The sequence below is a fragment of the Kaustia mangrovi genome, from assembly GCF_015482775.1.
Classification (GTDB): domain Bacteria; phylum Pseudomonadota; class Alphaproteobacteria; order Rhizobiales; family Im1; genus Kaustia; species Kaustia mangrovi.
In genome coordinates this window covers 3,080,133-3,103,649 of record NZ_CP058214.1, presented here as the reverse complement: position 1 = coordinate 3,103,649, position 23,517 = coordinate 3,080,133, and the positions used below count along the sequence as shown (strand labels likewise).

The following is a 23,517-nucleotide window of genomic DNA, read 5'->3' as shown; positions in this document are numbered from 1 at the left end:
CCGCGCAAGGGCTCGGGGGGCGTGGGTTCGACATTCGGAACTCCCGGAAGGAGGGCATCGCATTTGGAACAGCTTGCAACCGATACCGCCCGCAGCGGCGGCGCAATCGACCGGGGCGCGCCCGTGCGCGGCGCGGACGTCGCGTTCAGCGGGGTAACGAAATCCTACGGGGCGTTTGACGCGCTGAAGGACTTCGAGCTCGCGATCCGTCCGGGGGAGTTCCTGACGCTTCTGGGCCCCAGCGGCTCCGGCAAGACGACATCCTTGATGCTGCTCGCCGGCTTCGCCTTTCCGAGCCGGGGCCATGTGCTGATCAATGGCCGGGACGTCTCCAAGGTGCCCTCCTATCGGCGCGACCAGGGCATCGTCTTCCAGAGCTATTCGCTGTTTCCCCACATGACCATCGAGCAGAACCTCGCCTTTCCGCTCGAGACGAGGGGCATGGCGCGCGGCGATATCGCCCGCAAGACGGCGGACGCCCTCACCATGGTCCGGCTGGACGGGTTCCAGGGGCGGTATCCCGACCAGCTCAGCGGCGGCCAGCAGCAGCGCGTCGCGCTCGCCCGGGCGCTCGTCGCCGACCCGCCGCTTCTGCTGATGGACGAGCCGCTCGGGGCGCTGGACAAGAACCTGCGCGAGGAGATGCAGCTGGAGATCAAGCATATCCAGGAGTCCCTGAAGCTGACGGTGCTCTATGTGACGCACGATCAGGAGGAGGCCCTGACGATGTCGGACCGCATCGTCGTGATGAACGAGGGGCGGATCCAGCAGACCGGCACGCCTGTCGAGCTCTATGAGAGGCCGAAGACGCGCTTCGTCGCGGAGTTCGTGGGCGACGTCAACATCGTCCCGGGCCGGGTGGAGACCGCCGGCGCGCGCACCTGTTTCCGGTCGGAGGACGGGGCCGTCGCCATGGCGTGCCCGCCGGGCTGGGCGCCGGACGGCGAGGCCCCCTCATGCGCCGCCGTCCGCCCGGAGAAGATCGCGATGGACCTGGCCGCCGGGCCACAGGGACAGGAACGGGGACAGGGGCACGGCCACGAACCCGAGCTGGGCCGCGTCCGGATCGACGGCCGGATCCGCGAGGCCATCTATCTCGGCCAGATGACGCGCTATGTGATCGATGCGGGGCCCGCGCAGTTCGTCGCCAAGAGGATGTCGGGTCCCGGCGAGCGCCGGTTCCAGCTCCACGACGAGGTCACGCTGAGCTGGTTCGCCGACGATTTCGTGGCCCTGCGATAGGGCTGCCGGCCGGGACCGACGAAAGGAAATGCCCATGACCACCGCCATTGCCGGGAGCCGCGCACGCGGGGCGTTCGCAGGCCTGTTCCAGCGCCTGGGGCGCCCGTCGGCGAGCTCCGCCCTGCTCGTCGCGCCCGCCGTCTGCTTCATCGCCGCCTTCTTCATCCTGCCGATGGGCGAGCTGTTCCTCGCCAGCATCGGCTATCCGGACATCACGGTCGCGAGCTACCGCCAGTTCTTCTCGCAGGGCGGCTATTTCCAGGTGCTTGTCAGAACCGTGACCGCCGGCTTCGCGGTCACCGGGATCTGTCTCGTGCTCGGCTTCCCCCTCGCCTACGCCATCGCCATGTCGTCGGGCGCGTGGCGGACCGTGATGCTGCTGCTGGTCGTCGTCCCCTACCTCACCAGCCTCTTGGTGCGGACCTATGCCTGGATCGTCATGCTCGGCGACGGCGGCGTCATCAACAAGACCCTCATCGTCCTCGGCCTGACGGACGCGCCGGTCCAGATCCTCTATACCTCGCTCGGGGCCTATATCGGCATGGTCCACATCATGCTGCCCTTCATGGTGCTTCCGATCCTCAGCGTCATGAACGGCCTGGACGACCGCCTCGTGCCCGCCGCCAAGAGCATGGGGGCGGGGCCGGTGCGCGCCTTTGTCCGCGTGTTCCTTCCCCTGACGGTCCCGGGCATCAAGAGCGGATCCATCCTCGTCTTCATCCTGGCGATCGGCTTCTACATCACGCCGGCCGCCCTCGGCGGCCTGTCGGACGTGCTCCTGTCGCAGCTCATCGAGATCCAGGTTTCCCAGGCCATGAACTTCCGGCTGGCCGCTGCCGCGGCCTTCGTCCTGCTGCTCGTCACCGCCGGGTTCCTGCTGCTCTTCGGGGCCGATTTCACCTCCGCGCGCAGCGGCCTGATCGCGGGCGGGGCGGACCGCCGGACAGCCGGGCTCGCGGCGATGGCCGCCGGCCTTGTGCGCAAGGCGGTCTCGCGCGTCTCCGCGTCCACCGGCGTGACGCGGGCGGCCTCCGGCCTCAGGCGGTCGGCGTGGCGCAGGGCGCTCTACCGCCGCGATCTGCTCATGCGGGTGCGCCCGGCCCTGGTGATCGCCTATGCGGCGGCCGGCCTGTTCTTCCTGATCCTGCCGAGCCTGATCGTGCTGGTCATGTCGTTCAGCAGCGATCCCTTCCTGTCCTTCCCGCCCTCCGGGCTGTCGCTGAGATGGTACGAGGATTTCTTCGCCGACCGCTCATGGACCTCCGCGCTGGGCCAGAGCGTCTTCGTGGCGCTGGCGAGCACGGCCCTGTCCTGCGGGCTCGGGATCATGGCGGCCTACGCGCTCGACAGGCACCCGCGCCTCGGGCGCTATATGATGCCGCTGCTGCTGGCGCCGATCATCGTCCCGATCATCGTCGTCGGCGTCGCGCTCTATGGCGGCTTCGTGGGCTGGGGGCTGATCGGCACGGATCTCGGCCTGATCCTCGCCCATACGCTGGGCGGCATAAGCTATGTCGTCATCATCGTCTGCGCCACGCTCGCCGGCTTCGACCGCCGCCTGGAGCGCGCGGCGATGTCCATGGGCGCAGGCCCGGTCACGACATTCCGGCGCATCACCCTGCCGCTCATCCAGTACGGCATCGTCGCGGGCGCCATCTTCGCCTTCATCCATTCCTTCGACGAGGTGGTCGTGGCGACGTTCATCGGCGGCTTCGGCGAGAAGACGCTTCCCATGAAGATGTGGGAGGACATACGCCACCAGATCAATCCCACCATCGCCGCGGTCTCGACCATGCTGCTTCTGGTGCCGGTGCTGGGACTGATCGGCCTGCGGTTCACCGCCGACCGCCGCAAATGAGGCCGGCCTACTGCTCGAAGTGCCGGAGCAATTGTTCCCGGAACCACCGGTGGGCGGGGACATCGTCATTGCGCTCGTGCCAGAGCAGCGAGACGGAGTCCTCGTAGACCGGGATCGGCGGCCGCGTCGCATAGAGCTCGGAACTGTTCGCCGCGTTCAGGACGGTCTCGGTCGGCAGGATCGCGATCAGGTCGGTCTCGCAAAGCAGATCCGGGGCCAGCGCGAACTGGTTGATCGTCAGGGCGATATCCCGGTGCATGCCCCGGTCGGTGAGATATCTGTCGATCAGGCTGTGGCGCCCGGAGAGGCTGACCTCCAGGTGGCGCGCCTCCATGAACTTGTCGAATGTCAGCTTGCCCCTGGCGAGGCGATGCCCCCTGCGCATGGCGCAGACATAGGTGAGCGGTTTCAGGAGAATCGAGCGGATGCGGTCTCCCTGGTGGGGAATGACGCCCGCCGCCAGGTCGATCTGGCCCTCGGTCAGATCGGGAACGACATTGTCCAACATGTTCTGGTGCAGGACGATGGACAGGCCCGGCGCCGTTCTGAACAGAGTTCCGGCCAGCGGGCGGATGAGCTCGGAGGCCACATAGTCCGACATGGCGATGCGGAACGACACCCGTGCCATGGACGGGTCGAAGAGCGCCGGATCGAGGGTCTGCGACAGCGACTGGATCGAGGCGCGCACGGTCGGCCAGATCGCCTCCGCCCTGGTCGTGGGGACCACGCCGCCCGCGACCTTGAGGAAGAGATCGTCGGCCAGGACCTCGCGCAGGCGCTGGATGGAATTGCTGACGGCCGGCTGCGTCATGTTCAGGCGCACGGCGGCGCGCGTCATGTTCCGCTCCAGCATGACGACGTCGAAGATTCTCAGCAGATTCAGATCTATATGCCGTCCCGCCACGGGCCTCGACCTCCCCGTCGAGTGTATCGGCGCATCCTATCATTTGTCCGGCGAATGACAACGATACAGCATCATCATTAGACGAAATAACGAATGGCCGCCTAGCGTCCCCTTGGAACGGAACAGTCCAATGGGGAGAGCCATCATGAAACATACGACACGGCGGCAGTTCCTGGGAACCGGTGCGGCGCTTGCCGCATCCTCGGCCCTGCCAATGCCCGCGCTCGGCGCGGGAAGCGGCGGCGAGCTTCGCGTCCTCGTCGGCGGCGGCGACTGGGGCAAGGCCAATATCGCGGCCTATGTCGAACCCTTCCAGGAAGAGACGGGTATCCAGGTCACCGCCATCACCGACCAGGTGAACCTCGCCCAGGTGGAGCTGATGGCGCGGTCGGGCAACGTCACCGTGGATGTCATCAGCTACGGCCAGTCCGGCGCGGAGACGCTCGCCAGGAAGGGCGTTCTGGAGGATATCGACTACTCGCTCTATGGCGAGGACCAGCTCGCCGGGCTGACCGATTTCGCCAAGAAGCCGTGGGGCGTGGCCGCGCTGGTCTACTCCTATGTGATGGTGGTCAACACCAAGACCTTTCCCGACGGCGCGCCGCGCCCGCAAAGCTGGGCCGACTACTGGGATGTCGAGCGGTTTCCCGGCACGCGGACGCTGATCTCGGGGCGGTCCGGGACGGAAGGCCCGTGGGAGGAGGCGCTGATGGCCTCCGGCGTCGCGCCGCAGGATATCTACCCGATGGATATCGACCGGATCTTCGGGAGCCTCGACCGGATCAAGCCGCAGATCCGGCGCTGGTGGACCGTCGGGTCGGAAATCCAGCAGATCATGCATGACGGCGCCTTCGACGTCACCAACTCCTATGACGGCCGGGCCATGCTGCTCGTCAATCAGGGCGCGCCGCTGGAGATCGTGCGCAACCAGGCGAAGCTCAACTGGGACTACTGGATGATCCCCAAGGGCGGGCCCAATCTGGAGGCGGCGCAGCGCTTCATCCAGTTCGCCACCCGCGCCGACCGCCAGGCCGAATTCGCGCAGCTCATCCCCTACGGGCCGAGCAATCTCGACGCCTACCGGTCGATCCCGGAGGAGCGCGCGAGGCAGCTTGCGAGCCATCCCGACTATGTCGTGGACTCCGTGCCGATCCAGGCCTCCTGGTACAACGAGACGCAGGCCGACGGACGCACCAATGTCGAACACCTCATCCAGCGGTGGAACGAATGGGTGCTGTAGCCGCCATGGACCGTCTCGACCTGGTGTGCCGCTCCGTCGAGCGCAGGGCGCCGGACCACATCGCGCTGAGCGACCGGGTCTGGGAGACGCCGGAGCTCAACTACGAGGAACGCCAGAGCAGCCGCCTGCATGCGGAGGTGCTGCGCCGGAACGGCTTCGCTGTCAGCGAGGGCACGGCGGGCCTCCCGACCGCCCTCCTCGGCGAGGCCGGCGCGGGCGGCCCCGTCATCGCGTTCCTCGGCGAGTACGACGCCCTTCCCGCCCTCAGCCAGCAGGCGGGCCGTGCGGAACGGATGCCGGTGGCCCATGGGGCGAACGGGCATGGCTGCGGGCACAACATGCTCGGCGCGGCCTCCCTGCTCGCCGCGGCCGCCCTTGCCGACTGCCTGCGGGAGACCGGGATGGAGGGGCGCGTGCGCTATGTCGGCTGTCCGGCGGAGGAAGGCGGCTCGGGGAAGAGCTTCCTGGTCAAGGCCGGCCTGTTCGACGATGTGGATGCCGCGCTGTGCTGGCACCCCTCCGCCTTCACGGGCGTGATCGAGGCGAACTCGCTCGCCTGCCTGGAGGCCGAATTCGCCTTCGAGGGCCGGGCGAGCCATGCCGCCATGGCCCCGCAGGACGGGCGCAGCGCGCTCGACGCGGTCGAGCTCATGAATGTCGGCGTCAACTATCTGCGCGAGCACATGCCGGCCAGCGCGCGCGTCCACTATGCCGTCGTCGATACCGGCGGCACGGCGCCCAATGTCGTCCAGCCCCATGCGCGCGTGCGCTACATCGTGCGCGGCGCGACGCTGGAGGAGATGTGGTCGCTCTTCGCGCGGGTCTGCGAGGTCGCACGCGGCGCGGCGACGATGACGGAGACCTCGGTGAGGTGGAAGCAGCTCAGCGGCGAGGCCAATCTTGTCGGCAATCCGACGCTCGAGGCGCTGATGCTCGACACGCTCACCCATCTCGGCGCCCCGCCCTTCGACGACGGGGACAGGGCCTTCGCCGCGGAGATCGGCCGGACCTTTCCCGACGGCCAGATCGACCGGGACTACCGGCGCAACGGCCTTTGCCGGAGGGACGGCGAGGTGCTGTGCACCGAGGTCTCCCCCCGGCAGCCGCATGTCCAGGGCTACGGCTCCACCGATGTCGGAACCGTGAGCTGGGTGGTGCCCACGGTGCAGTGCAAGGTGGCGTGCTATGCGGCGGGGACGCCCGGCCATTCCTGGCAACTCGTCGCGCAGGGCAAGGCCGGCGCCGCCCACAAGGGGCTCGTCCATGCCGCCAAGGCCATGGCCGGCCTCGCCTTCCGGCTTCTGGCCGAGCCGTCGCAACTGGATCGCGCGAAGGCCGACCATGAGGATTTCACGAGCCGGGAGACGTTCCGGAACCCCGTCTCGGACGTGACCGACCCGCCCTACGCAAGCCAGTGACCTCCCGCCGCCGGACCGCCCGCGCAGATCGCGGGACGCGCCGGCCGGCATCCGACAGACCCGATAACACAAGGCCCCGCGCGCCGGCTGCCGGCCGGAGGGCCGCGTACACCCCGCCAGCCGCGATTCCCGTGCGGCTCCTATGACAAAGAGAGAGGACCCGACCATGCCCGCCTTCGAGATCTCCGAATACAGGACACGCGTGAGAAACCTTCACGAGCTGATGGATGCCGCGGGCATGGACGCGCTGCTGGTGCTCACCGAATCCAACATCAACTATCTCACCGGATATGAGGGCTATTCGGACTACGTACCCCAGGCGGCCCTGGTCACGAAAGCGTCCGATACCCCCGCCCTGATCCTGAGAGAGATGGACATCCACTGCGCGACGGCGACCTGCTGGCTGCCCGACGGACACATCCTGGCCTATCCGGAAGCCCTGATCGCGTCGGCCTCCGGCTCGCCCTGGACGCATATCGCGCAGACCGCCTCGGGGCTCGGCGCGTCGGGGCGGATCGGCTGCGAGCTGACCGCGACCGGCTTCGGCGTCAAGCAGCATGCCGAGCTCGGGGCGGGGCTGGACACCGCCTCCCTCGTCGACGCCGACGGGCTGGTCTCCGTGCTGAAGAAGACGAAGTCGGACCGCGAGCTGGCCTATCAGGAGGAGGCCGCGCGCATCGTGGACCGCGCGATGCTGGAGGGCATGGCCGCGATCCGGACCGGCGCGCGCGAATGCGACGTCGCCGCCACGATCATGCAGCGCCTGTGCGCCGGCACGCCGGAGGTTCCCGGCGGCCCGACGAAGACGCCCACCATGCCGGTCGCGCCCGTCGCCAACGCGCCGCACCTGAAATGGAGCGACGGGTCCTATCGGGGCGGGCTGCAGACCAATTTCGAGCTCGGCGCGTTCCGCCACCGCTATTGCTGCGCGCTGTCGAGGACCGTCTTTCTCGGCGAACCGCCGAAACGGCTCCGCACCGTTCACGATGCCGTGCTGGACGGCTTCCTCGCCGCCTTCGAAACGCTCAGACCCGGCAAGACCTGCGGGGATGTCGCGCGGGCGTTCGACAGCCGCTTCTCGCGACACGGCGTGCGCAAGGAATCGCGCATCGGCTATTCGCTCGGCATCGACTGGACGGATGGCGGGGCGAGCCTGCAGCCGGACGACGAGACGGAGCTCGTCCCCGGCATGGTCTTCCATCTCATCATCGGGATCTGGGAGCCGGAGGACGGCTATGTGTTCAGCGAGACCGTCAAGATAACGAAGGACGGGCCGGTCTCCCTGACCGAGCTGCCCAGAGAGCTCTTCGTCAAGGATGCCTGACGGGACCAACCGCCGAAAGGACACGACAATGTTTCCCCTGACCCGCGACCAGCAGGCTCTCCAGGCGCGTGCCGCCGCGCTTTCCGACGATCATCTGCGGCGGCGCGCCTGCGAGGTGGATTGCAGCGAACGCTACCCCTTCGACACTGTCGAGGCGCTCGTGGAGGCCGGGTTCATGGGGATGACCGTTCCGGCCTCGCTCGGCGGCCGGGGGCTCGGCGCGCTCGACGCGGTGCTCGTCATCGAGCAGCTCGCCCGCAATTGCGGGGTCTCCGCGCGCATCGCCGTGGAGGCCAATATGGGCGCCGTCGGCGCGGTCATGGCCTATGGCACCGAGCGCCAGAAGCAGAAGGTGGCCGGGCTCGTCCTTGCCGGCGACAAGCCCGCCATCTGCATCACCGAACCCGATGCGGGCTCGGCGGCGACCGAGATGCGCACGACGGCCAAACGGACCGGCGGCGGCTATGTCCTGAACGGCACGAAGCACTGGATCACGGGCGGCGGCGTGTCGAGGACCCATCTCGTCTTCGCCCGGATCGCTGAGGAGGACGGGACCTCCGATATTGGCGGCTTCCTGGCCTTCCGGGGCGAGACGGACGGCCTGCGCACCGGCGAGCGGGAGCCGGCGATGGGTCTGCGCGGCATTCCGGAGACGCGTGTCCATTTCGACGACATGTTCGTTCCCGACGACATGGTCGTCCCCCGCCCGGACGGCGCCTCCTCCCGCTTCGCGGCGCTGATGGGCGCCTATAACGGCCAGCGCGTGGGGGCGGCCACCGTGGCGCACGGCATCGCGCAGGGCGCCTTCGAGCTTGCCTGCGACCATGCCCGCGAGCGCCGTCAGTTCGGACGCCCGATCGCGGAGTTCCAGGGGCTGCAATGGATGCTGGCCGACATGTCGGTCGCGCTGGCCGCCTCCCAGGCGCTGATCTACAAGGCCGCGGTCAACGCCGGCAGCGGGTTCCCGGACATGCACGAGGCCGCGCAGGCGAAGATCCTGGCCTCGGAGACCGCGATCTCGGTGACCAACGACGCGCTGCAGATCCATGGCGCCATGGGCTATTCGCGCAACCGCCCGCTGGAGAGGATGGTGCGCGACGCCAGGATGTTCACCATCGGCGGCGGAACGGTCCAGATGCTCCGCAACCAGGTCGCCTCGTCCGTTCTCGGACGGAAGTTCCGGCAGGACCGGCCGTGATCGTGCGGGCTCTTGCGGCCTATCCGCGCCGCCGGAGCTCGCTCGGCGTCGTCTGCCACACCCTGCGCATGGTCGCGGTCATGTGGCTGTTGCTGTTGAAGCCGGAGAGTTTGGCGATCAGGCCGAAGGGCATGTCGCTCGCGACGATGAGGTCGCGCGCACGGTCGAGACGCGCCGCGAGCAGGAACTGGTGGGGCGGCTGGCCGGTCGTGCGGCGGAAGGCCCGCAGGAAGTGGCTCGGCGACAGCCCCGCGATCCGGGCCATGTCGCTGACCGAGATCTTCTCCGACAGATGGGCCTGGATATAGTCGTTCACCTCCCGCCACGCGCCGGCGGCCAGGCCGCCCGTGAGCACGGCCGGCGTGCGCGCCCTGACGGACGAGTACTGCCGGAGGAGATAGATCCCGAACACGGTCAGCAGGCTGTCGATACAGTCCTCGTTGGCCATCCCGCCGCGAAGGACCTCGTCGCGGATGAGCTGGGCGAGCATCAGGCCCCGGTCGTCGACATGGCCGAGCCTCGGGGGCATGAGTTCGAACGTATCGGTCTCGAACTCCAGTCCGGCGAGCCGGGTCAGCCGCGCATCGTCCATGGCCACCAGCAGGTTCTCCTTGGCCACCCGCCAGCGCGCGAACAGCTCCGCGCCGGCCGGAACGAGCTCCACGGAGCCGACGGGCGCGGTCCCGATCGCCCTGCGGTCGCTGTTCAGCGCGATCTCCCGGCCGGGCTGGGTGGAGAACATGATCAGGGCCATGTGGGATGGCGCGATGAACGCGATCTCGTTGGGCCCGGTCTGCGTTCTGGTCACCGCGCCGGTCGGCCCCTCGAACTTGCTTCCCCAGTGATCCGGGATGTCCTTGAGCAACCCTCCCATTCCGCCCCTCCGGGTCAAGTCTTGTCCGTCGCCGGCGCCGCCGTTCCCCATAAGACGTCGCCATAAAAACACAGCATATTGTCAAAAACTCATCGGGCAATGGTTTTGCCGCGGCCCTATACAGTGCCCCGGGCCCGGAGAGATCGCGTGTGCCCCGTGAAAATCTCTCTTCGTCCGGAGCGCATGGCTGTGGCAGGCTGACGGGCATGGTCCGGGCCCAGCAATTCGGGGGGAATGACTTGAACACGGCGGATGTCTCCGATCTGATCCTTCACGTGCTCTTTATTGTCGCGATTGTCGCAGAGGCGATGACGGCGGCCCTGGCGGCCGGCCGGCGGAGCATGGACTGGGTCGGCGTCTTCCTGCTGGGCTGCGCGACCGCGCTCGGCGGAGGATCCGTGCGCGACGTGCTGCTCGATCACCACCCCCTGACCTGGGTCCAGCACCCGTCATACCTGATCATCACGGGCGGGGCCGCGCTCGCCACGATCGCGATTGCCCGCATCGTGGATCACCTGCGCCGCCTGTTCCTGTTCCTCGACGCGGTGGGGCTGGTGCTGTTCACCATCATCGGCTGCAATGTCGCGACCGATCTCGGCATGCCGTTCATCGTCGTCATCGCCTCGGGCATGATCACCGGCTGCGTCGGCGGCGTCATCCGCGACATTCTCTGCAACGATATCCCGCTGCTGTTCCGGACCGAGCTCTACGCGACGATCTCGGTGGTCACGGGGACGCTCTATGTGACCGGGCAATGGATCGGCCTGGACCACGGTGTGGCGACATTTACCGCGATGGCGGTCGGCCTGACCCTCAGACTGCTGGCCCTGCGCTTTGGCTGGAGCATGCCGAAATTCGTCTATACCAGCGACCTTCACTAGTTCGGCCCAGCCGCCGCCCACTCCGTCAGAAACACTCGATGGAACATAGCTTTATTTTCATTTTCCAAATAAATTCATACTATCAAAATCCAATCTATATACATTATATTCTGTCAGAAAATCATCATGACTTCAGCTTGTTGTGGAAATTATTTGCGATAATCCATGGCTGATATATTCTTTACGAGCATCCATGAGGCATATACGGGGGAAAGCTCTGTATGAGGGGCGCCCGCCCCCGTCTTGCCCATCCGATATGACGTGAAGAAGGGGAACCTATCAATGAGTCGGAAGATGATCGGTGTTTTCGCGGTGGCAGGCGTGCTGGCCTCGTCTGCCGTCGCGCTCGCCCCGACACAGGCCAGGGCGCATCACAGCCACACAGGATCCGTCGTGGGCGCGCTGGTCGGCGGTGCCGTGCTGGGCGCGGCGCTCAGCTCCACGAAGAAGAGCCACCCCAGGGCCAAGTATTACTATTACGGCGCCTATCCCCCGCCCCCGCCGCCTGTCTACTACCCGGCCTATCCGGCCTATCCGGCACCGCAGCCCTGTGGCTATGCGCCCTATCCGCCCTGCCGGCGCTGAGCGCGCGCTATCGGCAATCGACTGCCTGACGAACCCACCCGCGGCAAGTGCGACGTCTCTCGCCTGGACCGCGCCGTATTTTTGGGGAACCGAAGTATGCACAAGCTTTCACCTCTTCTCGCGGCGGCTGCCCTGATCGGCTCCGCCGGCCTCGCACAGGCCGAGGACGCGATCCAGGAAGCCGAGGGCGCGGCAGCCCCGCACCCGGCCACCTGCACCTTCGACAAGGCCGTTCTCTGCAAGGACGCGTCGACCTGCGAGCCGACGGACAATCTTGGCGACCTGCCGCTGCCGGCCCGCTTCCTCTTCCATTTCGAGAAGCGCATCATCGCCGCCACCGGTCCGGGCGGACTGCCGCATATCACGACGGTCCGCGCCCTGGCCCAGGCGGGCGACAGCCTCGTCATGCAGGGTGTCAGCGGTCCCGTGGGCTGGACGATTCAGAGCTCGATGAGCAGCGGCAAGACGACCTTCGTCACCGCATCCGATCATACGGTCCTGACCGCCTACGGCACCTGCAAGTCCGCCGAGAGCGGGGAGTGATCCGGGGCCTGCCAAGGCCGCCGCACACTGCCCCGTGAGAGACGGCAGAGACCTTCAAGAGGGGCGCTGGGCGATGTCGACGCGATATCCGCCCACGCCCCGGATACGACCGCCGTCCGGGCCCCAGCGGTCCCGGAGAGATCGGGGCATGTGGCCGTCACGGACCGCCGCGCGCCCCGCCGGACGCTGGCAACACGCCGCGCGCGACCAGCAGGTCGCCGATCCAGCTCTGGAACACCCTGATGCGCGCGGGCAGATTGCGGCGCCTCGCGTAAAGGAAGGACAGCGGCATGGCCGGCGGGCGGTATCGCGCCAGGACATCGACAAGCGCCCCTTCCGCCAACAGATCGCGAACGTCGAATTCAGGGATCTGGATCAGCCCCAGCCCGGCGCGGGCCGCGGCGATATAGGCCTCCGCATTGTCCACCGTGACCAGGCTTCCCATCGGCACGGCGCGGACCGCCCGTCCGTCGGCATACTCCCATTCCGCCCCCGGAAACGGTGCGCGCACGGCGTAGTTCACCATATGGTGGCGCGGCAGGTCGTCGAGCCCTTCGGGCGTGCCGTAGCGGGCGAGATAGTCCGGGCTCGCGCAGTTGATCAGCGCGATGTCGCCCAGCTTGCGGCACACCAGGGCGGAATCGGCCAGCTCGCCGACCCGGACGACGCAGTCCACGCCCTCCCCGACCATGTCGACCATCCGGTCGGTCGTGCTCAGCTCCAGATCGAGACGCGGATGCGCGGCCAAGAATCCGGGCAAGGCCGGGATCACGATCCGGCGCCCGATCCGGCTCGGCATGTCGACACGCAGGCGGCCCGTCGCCTGGGCAGGGCGCGGGCGGAACATCCGCTCGCTGGCCTCGACCGCCTCCACGAGCTCCCGCGCCGTCTCGAGAAACCGCAGGCCGTCATGGGTCGGCGTCACCCGGCGGGTGGTGCGGTGGATCAGTTGCGTTCCCAGCCGGTCCTCCAGCGCCTGGATGACCGTGGATACGGTCGAGCGCGGCATGTTCATCGCTTCCGCCGCCCTGGAGAAGTTTCCGCTCTCCATCACATGGATGAAGACCTGCATCTGGCGAACCTTGTCCATGGGCTTAATTGTTCGAATTTTTCGACAGGTGATGTCAAGCACGCCCGGTTTATCCAGTTTCAGCCATCAATATCCTGTCCCTGCTCACAAACACTCCTCTGCTGGCCCAGCACCATCACGGAAAGGACCCGAACATGTCGGCGAACACGAACAGTCTTCAGGGAAAGGTCGTCCTCATTGCCGGGGGCGCGAAGAATCTGGGCGGCCTTCTCGCCCGCGATCTTGCCGACCACGGCGCGAAGGCTGTGGCGATCCACTACAACAGCGACGCCACCCGGCCGGCGGCCGAAGAGACCGTCGCCGCCGTGAAGGCCGCCGGCGCGGAGGCCGTCGCCTTCCAGGCCGATCTGACGACGGCGGGCGCGGTGGAGAGGCTCTTCGCCGACACGGTCGCCGCGGTCGGCCGGCCGGATATCGCCGTCAACACGGTCGGCATGGTGCTCAAGAAGCCCATGGCGGAGATCACCGAGGACGAGTTCGACACGATGAGCGCGGTGAATGCCAAATCGGCCTTCTTCTTCCTCAAGGAGGCCGGCCGGCACGTCAATGACGGCGGCAGGATCTGCACGCTCGTGACCTCGCTGCTCGGCGCCTATACGCCGTTCTATGCGGCCTATGCCGGACTGAAGGCGCCGGTCGAGCACTTCACCCGCGCCGCCTCCAGGGAATTCGGCGAGCGCGGCATTTCCGTGACGGCGATCGGGCCGGGGCCGATGGACACCCCATTCTTCTATCCCGCCGAGGGCGAGGACGCGGTGGCCTATCACAAGACGGCGGCGGCGCTTTCGCCCTATTCGAAGACGGGGTTGACGGATATCGCGGATATCGTGCCCTGGATCCGCTTCCTCGTGTCCGATGGCTGGTGGATGACCGGGCAGACCATTCTCGTCAATGGCGGCTACACGACGAAGTGACACGGACGGCCATGGCGGCGGCGACCCCCGTTGCGCCATGGCCGCCCCCATTCCCCGGCTCCTGGAGAGGAGAGTGCGCAATGCATACGGTTCTTGTCATTCTGGGCGGTCTGGTGCTGCTGGCCCTCACCGTCCTTCTCGCCCGCCTGACGGGTCGCCCGGTCCGCAGCCTGCTGCCGGCCTTCGTCGCGGTCTGGTTCGTCTGCGCCGCGATCAATATGTGGATCGGCATTGCCCGGGCCGGCTACTCCTTCATGGAGGAACTGCCGATCTTCGCGGTGATCTTCGTCGTGCCGGTGGCGGTCGCGCTGTTTCTGGCCCGCAAACGATGATACGGCACGCCCCCATGAACACCCCGCCGCGCCCCGGGACCGTGCCGTTTCGGCGAACACGGCCTTCGGGGTTAGGCTGACGGCCAAGGACGACACACCGGACCGGCATCGCACCATGAGCCAGACCCTTCTTGCCCGCCTCGTTCCGACGGACGCCCTGCGTGACCTGCCCGAGGGCGAGACGCCCCGCGTCACCAATATGGAGCTGTTCTTCGACCTCGTTTACGTCTTCTCGATCATCCAGCTCTCGCACTTCCTGCTGGCGCACCAGAGCTGGCTCGGAGCGCTGGAGGCCGCGACGCTGTTCGCCGCGGTCTGGTGGGGCTGGAACTACACGGCCTGGGCGACCAACTGGATCGACCCCGATCACCGTAATGGCCGGCTGCTCATGGTGGCGCTCATGGCCTGCGCGCTTCTCATGGCGATCGCGATGCCGTCGGCCTATTCCGACCGGGCGGCGCTGTTCGTCGGCGCCTATGTCGTCATGGGCCTGCTGCGCGCCGGCTACATGGCGCTGGCGTTCCGCGGCCGGCGGATGGGGCGCAACTATGCCCAGCTCGGGGCGTGGAGCGGCCTGTCCGGCCTGTTGTGGATTGCCGGCGTGGTCTGGCCCGAGGCCCGGGTCGGCCTGTGGCTCGCCGCCGTCCTGGTCGACTATGCGGCGCCCTATGCCGGCTTCTGGCTGCCGGGCGCCGGCTCTACGCCGATGGAGTCCTGGCCGCTTCGCGGCGCCCATCTCCTGGAGCGCAACCAGCAGGTCTTCATCATCGCGCTCGGCGAATCTATCCTGCTTCTGGGGGCCATGCTGGTCAGCCAGCCGCTCGGTGCGCCGGTGATCCTGGCCGCGGCGACCGGCTTTCTCATCATCGTCGCCTTCTGGTGGCTCTATTTCATCCACACAACGGAGACCGGCGAGCACGCCTTCGTCCAGGCCTCCGACCATACGCGTATGGCCCGCGCGGGGCTTGCCTATGCGCATGGCATCATGGTGTGCGGCGCGATCGTCGTCGCGGTCATGATCGAGCAGATCGTGGCCCACCCCGCCGAGGCGGCCCGCCTCCCGACCGTCCTCGTCGCCGGGGCCGGCCCGGTCCTGTTCCTGGCAGGCAGCGCGCTCTTCCACCGGACGATGGCGAAGCGGGTGCCGCTGCCCTATCTCCTCGCGGCGGCGGCGATTGCGGCCTGGTGCGCGGCCGTCTTCTCGCTGCACCTGTCCGGATTGTCGCTGGGGCTGGGCGTGCTCCTGGTCCTGCTGGCGCTGGCCGCCGGCGCCCGCCAGCCCTGGCACGAAGAGTAGAGAGATGGACCGCGCGGCCCGTTCCCGCACACGCGGCGTCGCCACCACCGGCGCGCTGCTGGCGGCGATCCTGATCCACAATCTGACCTATCCGCTGTCGGCTGCCGGGGGCGCGTGGCCGGCCCTGTTCTATCTCTTCTATGCCACGATCTTCGTGGCCGGGACCTGGGCGCTGAGCGCCAGCCGGGCGTACCGCACGGGCGCGGCCCTGTCCGGCCTCGCGGTCTTCATCGCCGGGCTGGCCAATTCCTACGCGCCGGGCCCGGCGGCGGCGCTCGCGGTCTATCTGACCTCCATGGCCTATCACGGCGTCATGATCGCCGTGCTCGCGCGCTACACCTTCCAGGCGCGGACCGTGATGACGGATGTCGTGCTGGCGGCGACGTCGCTCTATCTCGTCCTCGGCTCCGCCTTCTCCGCGGTCTTCGCGACCATCGAATGGCTGGCGCCGGGATCGTTCGCCACCTCGTCGGGGGCCGCGATCACCTGGCAGCAGATGATCTATTACAGCTATGTCACGCTGACCACGGTGGGATATGGCGACATCACGCCGACCGGCTTCTATGCCCAGGCCTTCGCCGCCTTCGAGGCGATCCTCGGCGTTCTCTACACCGTCCTCCTGCTGTCGCGCCTGGTCGGGCTGCATGCGAGCGAGGCAGACCGCGGCTGACCGCCGCCGCCAGGCCTCACGGCAGGAGGAGCAGGCTGCCGACCGTGCCTCCTCCGAGAAAAATTTCCGCGAGCTGTCGATCTCGCCGGCGCTCGTTCGTCGTATGGGCAGGAGGACCAAGGGTGGCCTCCCTCACTCATCATTCATGGGAGAAAGACAATGCGTGTCATGGTTTTCGTGAAGGCGACGAAAGACTCCGAAGAAGGCATCATGCCATCGTCGGCGCTGCTGGAGGAGATGGGCAAGTACAACGAGGAGCTGGTGAATGCCGGCATCATGCTGGCCGGCGACGGTCTGAAGCCGTCCTCGCAAGGCAAGCGCGTGGCCTTCGACGGGCCCGGGCGTGCCGTCATCGACGGGCCGTTCGCGGAGACCCGCGAGCTGGTCGCCGGCTACTGGCTGTGGGAGGTGAAGGACATGGCGGAGGCCGTGGAGTGGGTCAAGCGCTGCCCCAATCCGATGCCGGGCCCGAGCGAGATCGAGATCCGCCCGGTGTACGAGCTCTCCGACTTCGAGGAGATCATGACGCCGGACGCCGAGGCGATCCACGGCCGGGTCCAAGACAAGACCAAGAACAGGTGAGCCCATGCGGGCCTCGCGCCCGGCGGGCCCGCTCCAGCGCCCCCGGCAAGCCGGCCGCGGCTTGCCCCGCAATGGGCACGGCCCCTGAAATGCCGCGCTTTCGAACCGGAAAAGTGGTCTCCACTTTTCCTGAAAGCGCTATAATCCGGGCCCATGGCGGCGAGCGAGACGCACAAGGCAATCGAGACGGTCTTCCGGATCGAGCGGGCAAGGCTCGTTGCGGGGCTCGCCCGGCTGGTGCGCGACATCGACCAGGCGGAGGAGCTGGCGCAGGACGCGCTGGTGACGGCGCTCGACGCCTGGCCGAAAACCGGTATCCCGGACAATCCCGGCGCCTGGCTGATGGCCACGGCCAGGCGCCGGGCCATCGACGGCTTCCGCCGCGACCGGATGCTCGCGCGCAAGCATGCCGAGCTCGGCCGCGACCTCGAGGAGCGGACCGGCGAGACCGCCGACGCCATCGAGACGGCGCTCGACGACGACCTCGGCGACGAGCTCCTGGGCCTGATCTTCGCCGCCTGCCACCCGATCGTGTCGCCGGAGGCCCGCGCGGCGATCACGCTGCGCCTGATCGGCGGGCTGACCACGGACGAGATCGCCCGCGCCTTCCTGTCGAAGGAGGCGACCATCGCGCAGCGCATCGTCCGGGCCAAGAAGACGCTCCGCACTGCCGGCCTGACCTTCGCGGTGCCGCGCGGCGAGGATCGCAGGGAGCGTCTCGCCTCCGTGCTGGAGGTGATCTATCTGATCTTCAACGAGGGCTATGCGGCGACCGCCGGCGAGGACCTGATCCGGCCCGCCCTGTGCGCGGAAGCCCAACGCCTGGGCCGCATCCTGGCCGCCGCGCTCCCCGACGAGCCGGAAGTCTTCGGCCTTCTCTCGCTCATGGAGATCCAGGCGTCGCGCCTTGCCGCGCGCACGGGCCCGGACGGCGCGCTCGTCCCGCTGACCGAACAGAACCGCGCCCACTGGGACCGGTTGCTGATCGGCAGGGGCCTCGCCGCCCTCGACCGTGCCGAGGCGCTGGGCGGCGCCGCCGGACCCTATACCCTCCAGGCCGCGCTCGCCGCCTGCCATGCCAGGGCCCGCACGGCGGAAGACACCGACTGGAGGAGGATCGCGGCGCTCTACGACACGCTGCGCGAGGTCATGCCCTCGCCGGTGGTCGATCTCAACCGGGCCGTGGCCCACAGCATGGCCTTCGGCCCGGAGGCCGGCCTGGCGCTGCTCGGCGAGATCGAACGGGCCCCGGCGCTTGACGGCTATGCGCCGCTTCCCGCCGCGAGGGGGACTTCCTCTTCCGGGCCGGCCGGCTCGCCGAAGCCAGAGACGCGTTCGAGCGCGCCGCGGCCCTCACGCGCAACGCACGAGAGAAGGCCTTCCTTCTTCAGCGCGCGATGGCCTGCGGACGCTGACGGCGGACGGACGCTCGAAGGTCACGCCATAACCGACGCCATCGCTTGCGGACCGCCGCGCCTCCTGCCTCGCGGCGCTGCCTGCCGCACGCCTCGCAAGGCGTCATGGATCGCTGCAGATATCCACCCAGGTGGCGTCGACAAGCTCGGCAAAGCGTTCGGGCGGGATGCGGATGGCCGCATGGGTCGAGCACGCTGCCGTCACCACCTCGTCGAAGCGTTTCAGCTGAACGTCGAAAAACACCGGCAAAGGCCTGGCGAGGCAAAGCGGAGTGATGCCGCCCACCGGATGACCGGTGATCTCGGAGGCCTCCGGCCCCGGCATCATCCGGCCCTTGCCGCCGAGCACATCCTTGACCTTGCGGTTGTCGAGCCGCGAGTCGCCGCAGGTCACGACAATCTTCGCATCGCCGCCGACCCGCAGCGTCAGCGTCTTGGCGACCTGGGCAGGCAGAACCTTCCATTCGCGCGAGATGTAGTCGGTCGTATGCGCTTCGGGCAGTTCGACGAGCTCAAGGTCCGGCGCGTGCTCGGCCAGATATTTCCGCACTGCTTCGGGTGTCACGGCTGTCCTCCTGTCATGTTCCGAGGTCCTGCGGTCATGCGGCAATCGAATTGCAGAGGCGGCCAACGCCCTCGATCTCGATTTCGATCGTATCGCCCTGGGTTACCGCCTGCGTCTGGCCCGGCGTTCCGGTGAAAATCACGTCGCCGGGCATCAGTGTCACGAACTGCGAGACATAGCTGAGCAGCTTGTCGGGCGAATAGACCAGTTCGCTGGTGGACGAATCCTGGCGCAGATCGCCATTGACCCACGTGCGCAGACGCAGATCGGAATAGTCGAGCCCCGTGACGATGGCCGGCCCCATCGGACCGAAATTGTCGGACCCCTTGGCACGGAACCATTGCAGGTCGTTCAACAGCCATTCGCGGTCGACGAGATCGTTGCAGATGGAAACGCCGAAGACGTAGTCCCTGGCCTCGGCTTCGCCGACACGGCTCGCCTTCTTTCCGATCACAAGCGCCAGCTCACCCTCGAAATGGACATTGGTCGCGCCGTCCGGAAAGACGATATCCGCGCCGTCGGGGATCAGGCTGGTGGGAAACTTCGCGAAAATCACCGGTTTGGACATGTCGAGCGGCTTGCCGCCCGGAGCGGTGAAGCCGCCTTCCGCCGACGTCACGAATTGTTGGTGGCTGGCATAGTTCAGGCCGACCGCGATGACCTTGGACGGCTCGCAGGGAACCAGCAGATGCACATCCTCCAAGCGGAAGGTCGCGCCCGTAGGAGCGGCACCCTCGTAGATCGAGCCTTCGAGCTCCTCGATCACGCCATCCTTCCAACGGCCATAGGCGGTGCGGCCGCCGGTTTCGAACCGGACATATTTCTGGATTTCGGTCTGTGACGCCATGTCTTCAGCCTTCCTTCGACATCGGTTGTGCCGGACGATCCGGCAATGATCGCGAAGGCTAGGAAAGGCGTTGCAGACGGTCTTGAACGATTGTGCGTGAAGAGTCTCTGGGGGGAGGCGCGGCCCCGCCGGGATCAGGCGGTCCGGCTGGCCAGCCTCCACTGGCGCGGCGACATGCCGAAGGCGTCGCGGAACCGTCTGGTCATGTGGCTTTGATCGGCAAAGCCGGCATCCAGCGCGGCCTCGGCCAGGGGCATGCCGGCCTCGAGGCGATCGCGCGCATGTTCCAGTTGCCGCATCATGCGGAACCGGCTCGGGCTGGTCCCGAATGCCGCGCGAAAGCCGCGCGCCAGGCTCCAACGGTCCATGTCGGCAAGGCGTTCGAGTTCGGCCATGTCGAGACGCCGGACCGGATCCTGCGCGATGGCCTCGCGCACCTCAAGCAGGCGGTCGAATGCAATGGTACCGGGGCGGTCCGGCGACCGGCTTCCGGCGGCGGCTTCGAGGCAGTCTGTCGCCTCGACCGCAAATTCCGTCCGCATGACCTCGTCGCTGCAAAGCTCCGGGTCCCAAAGCTTGTCAAGCATGGAGGCCCAGGCCGCATTCGCCGTCAGCACCGGGTTGCGGACGAACGGCAATGCGCGCCCGCCCAGCGCCTGCTGCAGGAAACCGGGATCGATATAGGCAATGCGATAGCCGAAGCCCGTTTCGGTTCCCGCCGCGCCGTCGTGCAGCTCGTCGGGAAAAAGGACGTGGATCTGCCCGGGCCGGGCCCTGTGCCGGCGCCCCCGATAGGAAAAGCACTGAAGCCCGGCAAGCGTCACCCCGATCGCATAGCTGTCATGGCGGTGCAGCGAGTAGGGCGCGCCATGGAGAAACACCTCCATCCGCCGGATACCGGCCTTGCCGTCATCGAGCGTGTGGACCCTGTCGCCGGGATGCCTGTCGAATTCTGCGCGCATCTCATCGCGGTTCCGGTTGTTCCAATCATCTCCAGCGAATGCATCGAGGCATCAAGCAGCCCCCCGCAAACGGCAATCGTCGATGTCGTCGGGACGGAAGTGGCCGTGTTTCCGCAATGCCCGCTCCCCTGTTCCAGGGAACGCCAAGGCTTCTGCGGGAAAGGATAGTGCAATGTTCATTCGGTTTGAAGCGTCGCGTCTGCCGGCACGACCGCCGCAGAGCGATGCACACCGGCCGCCGCGCGCCGGACATGGCGCACAATCGTTCAAGACCCCCGGAGGTCCCGGCGCGTATCCAGCAAGCACACCGACGAACAGAGACGAGCGGAGCTTCGCATGGCCATTGGCAAGACAATAGCAACCTATTTCGACGGGCGCTGGATCGATGGCAATGTCCCGATCATGCGGGCGGCGGACCATGCCGCCTGGCTCGGGACCCAGATCTTCGACGGGGCACGGCAATTCGAAGGCACGACCCCCGATCTCGATCTCCATTGCGCGCGGCTGGTCCACTCGGCCGAGGTCATGGGCATGGTCTCGCCCGTCTCGGCCGAGGAGATCGAAGCGCAGGTGCGCAAGGGGCTCGACCGCTTCGCGCGCGATGCCACGCTCTACATCCGGCCGATGATGTGGTCGTGCGATGGCGGCGCCGGCGTGCTCGATCTCGACCCGGAGTCCACCGGCTTCGCGATCTGCATCGAGGACATGCCCATGCCGCAAACCGGCGCCTATTCCCTGACCGTGTCGCCCTATCGGCGGCCGCGCCAGGACATGGCGGTCACCGGCGCCAAGACGGGGTCGCTCTATCCCAATAACGGCCGGATCCTGACCGACGCACGCGCGCGCGGCTTTTCCAACGCGCTGTCGCTGGACGCGGATGGCAACGTCGCGGAGACCGCCAGCATGAACGCATTCGCCGTCACGGACGGTGTCGTCTTCACGCCGGTTCCCAATGGCTGCTTCCTGAACGGACTGACCAGGCAGCGGGTCATAAAGCTGCTTCGCGCCGATGGCGTCGAGGTGGTCGAGACGACGATGTCCCTCGCCGATTTCGACAATGCCGACGAGATTTTCCTGACCGGCAACATCGCCAAGGTGATGCCCGTCAATCGCTATCAGGACCGCGCACTGGACACCGGCCCGGTGACGACCCGGGCCCGGTCGCTCTATTGGGATTTCGCCAGATCCACCGCCGCGACCATGTGATGGCGCGCCCGGCTCGGGGGCGACTGCCGCGACGGGCGGCTCTTCATCGGCCTCCGGCACGCCCGTAGAAGCATCGAGGAGACACGGCGACAGATGTGCGGCCCCGTCTCCTCGATCCGACCCGGCGCATGCAGCAGCGACATCGTCAACGCCGGATAGACTTCCGTAAACCTGATCGACGCTCCTCAAGCTTGTCGCCCGACGTCGACGCTCAGACCAGGCCATTGACCAGAATCGTCGCGATAGCGACCGGCGCCACGAAGCGGATCACGATCCGCCACGCGGCCACCACGATTGGCGGAATCTTCGAGTCCTCCACCAGATCCCGCACAATCTCGGGCTTGATCACCCACCCCACGAACAGTGCAATCAACAATCCGCCGACCGGCATGGTGATGTTGTTGGTCAGAAAATCGAGCGCATCGAGAACGCCCTTTCCCGCGATCGTATAGCCCGACCATACTCCCAGGCTGAGCGACGACGGCACGGCGACCACGAAGGTGAACGCACCGACGATCATGGTGGTATTGATCCGGTTTGCCGAGAACTCGTCGACGAAATAGGCCACAACGACCTCGAGCAGCGAGACGGCACTCGTCAACGCCGCGATCACGAGCAGAAAGAAGAACAATATGGCAAAGACCTCGCCCAAAGGCATTTGGGCGAAAATGGATGGCAGCGTGATGAAGGTCAGCCCGGGCCCCGCTGACGGCTCGGCGCCGAATGCGAACACGGCCGGCAGGATAACGAGGCCGGCGAGGACGGCCACCGAGGTGTCGATCACGGTCACCCACAGGGCCGATCCGAATATACCGTCATGCGGACGCAGATATGACCCGTATGTGATCATCGCCCCCATGCCGAGCGACAGGGAGAAGAACGCCTGGCCCAGTGCGGCAAACAGCGTCCCCCATGTGACCTTCGAGAAATCGGGTTGCAGAAAGAAGGCGATTCCGGCCGAGGCTCCCTCCAGCGTGACGGAGCGGCCAACCAGGACGAGCAGAATCACCAGGAGCGCGGGCATCAGGTAGCGCGCCGCACGTTCAATGCCATGGGTGACGCCGCGCAGGACAACGAGGACGCTGAGCGCGGCGAAGATTGCCGTGTAGATCACCGGCTCGAACGGATCCGAAATGAAGGTGCTGAACGTGGCGCCCACCTGGTCGATGTCGCTCGACAGCACGGTGCCGGTTATCGACTTGACCATGTAGGCGAGCGTCCAGCCCGCGATCACGCAATAAAAGGACAGGATCACGAATGCGGTCGCTATGCCGACATAGCCCGCAACGGGCCACACGCCGCCAGCCAGTCTCTTGAACGCTCCGACGGGATTGAGCTGGGTCGCGCGCCCGATGATCAGTTCGGCGATGACGACCGAAAAGCCGATCGAGAACACGATCGACAGATAGATGATCAGGAATGCGGCACCGCCGTTTTCCCCCGTAACATAGGGAAAGCGCCAGATATTCCCGAGCCCGACGGCCGAGCCCGCCGCCGCGAGGATAAAGCCAAGTCTCGATGACCAGTGTTCACGTTCCGATGCCATATTGCCCTTCCCTTTTTATCGTTG

Annotated in this window: 22 protein-coding genes and 1 pseudogene; 16 read left to right on the top strand and 7 right to left on the bottom strand. The window is 67.0% G+C overall.

What is annotated here, in order from left to right:
- Positions 1-63: 63 nt before the first annotated feature.
- Together HW532_RS14420 and HW532_RS14415 are read left to right on the top strand one after the other, a co-directional pair.
- The gene (locus tag HW532_RS14420; protein ID WP_246479101.1) at positions 64-1,242 is read left to right on the top strand and encodes an ABC transporter ATP-binding protein; all 1,179 of its coding nucleotides are present in this window, start codon (positions 64-66) and stop codon (positions 1,240-1,242) included.
- 34 nt (positions 1,243-1,276) lie between these two features.
- Positions 1,277-3,100: an ABC transporter permease subunit gene (locus tag HW532_RS14415; protein WP_213161132.1), complete on the top strand. Its 1,824-nt coding sequence runs from the start codon at positions 1,277-1,279 to the stop codon at positions 3,098-3,100.
- Positions 3,101-3,107: 7 nt separating this feature from the next.
- On the opposite strand, the gene HW532_RS14410 is transcribed toward HW532_RS14415, so the two are convergent.
- Complete coding sequence (locus HW532_RS14410) at positions 3,108-4,004, bottom strand: LysR family transcriptional regulator (RefSeq protein ID WP_213161131.1); 897 nt, start codon at positions 4,002-4,004, stop codon at positions 3,108-3,110.
- Between the two features lie 145 nt (positions 4,005-4,149).
- Between HW532_RS14410 and HW532_RS14405 the strand changes: the two genes are divergently transcribed.
- The 4 genes from HW532_RS14405 to acdA all read left to right on the top strand — a co-directional run bounded on the left by HW532_RS14405 (position 4,150) and on the right by acdA (position 9,184).
- A complete protein-coding gene (locus tag HW532_RS14405) occupies positions 4,150-5,244 on the top strand; it encodes an ABC transporter substrate-binding protein (RefSeq protein ID WP_213161130.1) in 1,095 nt (364 codons plus the stop codon).
- Positions 5,232-6,662, top strand: a complete 1,431-nt coding sequence (locus tag HW532_RS14400) for an amidohydrolase (RefSeq protein ID WP_343068629.1) — start codon at positions 5,232-5,234, stop codon at positions 6,660-6,662. The genes HW532_RS14405 and HW532_RS14400 overlap by 13 nt, the downstream gene beginning before the upstream one ends.
- 166 nt (positions 6,663-6,828) lie before the next feature.
- Positions 6,829-7,986 (top strand): M24 family metallopeptidase, encoded by a 1,158-nt coding sequence (locus HW532_RS14395; protein ID WP_213161129.1) that lies wholly within the window; start codon positions 6,829-6,831, stop codon positions 7,984-7,986.
- A gap of 28 nt (positions 7,987-8,014) precedes the next feature.
- Complete coding sequence (gene acdA, locus HW532_RS14390) at positions 8,015-9,184, top strand: 3-sulfinopropanoyl-CoA desulfinase (protein ID WP_213161128.1); 1,170 nt, start codon at positions 8,015-8,017, stop codon at positions 9,182-9,184.
- A 19-nt stretch (positions 9,185-9,203) separates the two neighbouring features.
- Here the strand turns inward: acdA and HW532_RS14385 are convergent, their stop codons facing one another.
- Positions 9,204-10,058 carry an AraC family transcriptional regulator gene (locus tag HW532_RS14385; RefSeq protein ID WP_213161127.1) on the bottom strand — a complete coding sequence of 285 codons (855 nt, stop codon included), beginning with the start codon at positions 10,056-10,058 and terminating at the stop codon, positions 9,204-9,206.
- A 308-nt stretch (positions 10,059-10,366) separates the two neighbouring features.
- Here HW532_RS14385 and HW532_RS14380 point away from each other — a divergent pair, with 308 nt between their 5' ends.
- From HW532_RS14380 to HW532_RS14370, 3 genes are all read left to right on the top strand, one after another.
- Positions 10,367-10,939: a trimeric intracellular cation channel family protein gene (locus tag HW532_RS14380; protein ID WP_246479974.1), complete on the top strand. Its 573-nt coding sequence runs from the start codon at positions 10,367-10,369 to the stop codon at positions 10,937-10,939.
- 294 nt (positions 10,940-11,233) lie between these two features.
- Positions 11,234-11,524, top strand: coding sequence for a hypothetical protein (locus HW532_RS14375; RefSeq protein WP_213161125.1), 291 nt, complete (start codon positions 11,234-11,236; stop codon positions 11,522-11,524).
- Between the two features lie 96 nt (positions 11,525-11,620).
- Positions 11,621-12,067 (top strand): hypothetical protein, encoded by a 447-nt coding sequence (locus tag HW532_RS14370; RefSeq protein ID WP_213161124.1) that lies wholly within the window; start codon positions 11,621-11,623, stop codon positions 12,065-12,067.
- Positions 12,068-12,224: 157 nt separating this feature from the next.
- Here the strand turns inward: HW532_RS14370 and HW532_RS14365 are convergent, their stop codons facing one another.
- Positions 12,225-13,157 carry a LysR family transcriptional regulator gene (locus tag HW532_RS14365; protein ID WP_213161123.1) on the bottom strand — a complete coding sequence of 311 codons (933 nt, stop codon included), beginning with the start codon at positions 13,155-13,157 and terminating at the stop codon, positions 12,225-12,227.
- A gap of 134 nt (positions 13,158-13,291) precedes the next feature.
- Here HW532_RS14365 and HW532_RS14360 point away from each other — a divergent pair, with 134 nt between their 5' ends.
- The 6 genes and pseudogenes from HW532_RS14360 to HW532_RS22460 all read left to right on the top strand — a co-directional run.
- Positions 13,292-14,071 (top strand): SDR family oxidoreductase, encoded by a 780-nt coding sequence (locus HW532_RS14360; protein WP_213161122.1) that lies wholly within the window; start codon positions 13,292-13,294, stop codon positions 14,069-14,071.
- Positions 14,072-14,151: 80 nt separating this feature from the next.
- A complete protein-coding gene (locus HW532_RS14355; protein ID WP_213161121.1) occupies positions 14,152-14,403 on the top strand; it encodes a hypothetical protein in 252 nt (83 codons plus the stop codon).
- 115 nt (positions 14,404-14,518) lie between these two features.
- A complete protein-coding gene (locus tag HW532_RS14350; protein WP_246479098.1) occupies positions 14,519-15,700 on the top strand; it encodes a low temperature requirement protein A in 1,182 nt (393 codons plus the stop codon).
- 4 nt (positions 15,701-15,704) lie between these two features.
- A complete protein-coding gene (locus HW532_RS14345) occupies positions 15,705-16,370 on the top strand; it encodes a potassium channel family protein (RefSeq protein ID WP_213161120.1) in 666 nt (221 codons plus the stop codon).
- Between the two features lie 159 nt (positions 16,371-16,529).
- Positions 16,530-16,952, top strand: coding sequence for a YciI family protein (locus tag HW532_RS14340; protein ID WP_213161119.1), 423 nt, complete (start codon positions 16,530-16,532; stop codon positions 16,950-16,952).
- 153 nt (positions 16,953-17,105) lie between these two features.
- Positions 17,106-17,909 (top strand): annotated as a pseudogene (locus HW532_RS22460) (RNA polymerase sigma factor); the annotation flags it as partial.
- A gap of 561 nt (positions 17,910-18,470) precedes the next feature.
- Here the strand turns inward: HW532_RS22460 and HW532_RS14330 are convergent.
- The 3 genes from HW532_RS14330 to HW532_RS14320 form a co-directional block, all read right to left on the bottom strand.
- On the bottom strand, positions 18,471-18,932 hold the full coding sequence (locus HW532_RS14330) for a YbaK/EbsC family protein (protein ID WP_213161118.1): 462 nt from the start codon (positions 18,930-18,932) through the stop codon (positions 18,471-18,473).
- Positions 18,933-18,966: 34 nt separating this feature from the next.
- Positions 18,967-19,779, bottom strand: a complete 813-nt coding sequence (locus tag HW532_RS14325) for a fumarylacetoacetate hydrolase family protein (protein WP_213161117.1) — start codon at positions 19,777-19,779, stop codon at positions 18,967-18,969.
- A 134-nt stretch (positions 19,780-19,913) separates the two neighbouring features.
- Positions 19,914-20,741 carry a helix-turn-helix transcriptional regulator gene (locus HW532_RS14320; protein ID WP_213161116.1) on the bottom strand — a complete coding sequence of 276 codons (828 nt, stop codon included), beginning with the start codon at positions 20,739-20,741 and terminating at the stop codon, positions 19,914-19,916.
- 336 nt (positions 20,742-21,077) lie between these two features.
- On the opposite strand from HW532_RS14320, the gene HW532_RS14315 reads away from it, so the two are divergent.
- On the top strand, positions 21,078-21,947 hold the full coding sequence (locus HW532_RS14315) for a branched-chain amino acid aminotransferase (protein ID WP_213161115.1): 870 nt from the start codon (positions 21,078-21,080) through the stop codon (positions 21,945-21,947).
- 211 nt (positions 21,948-22,158) lie between these two features.
- On the opposite strand, the gene HW532_RS14310 is transcribed toward HW532_RS14315, so the two are convergent.
- Positions 22,159-23,493: a sodium-dependent transporter gene (locus tag HW532_RS14310; RefSeq protein WP_213161114.1), complete on the bottom strand. Its 1,335-nt coding sequence runs from the start codon at positions 23,491-23,493 to the stop codon at positions 22,159-22,161.
- Positions 23,494-23,517: the final 24 nt, after the last annotated feature.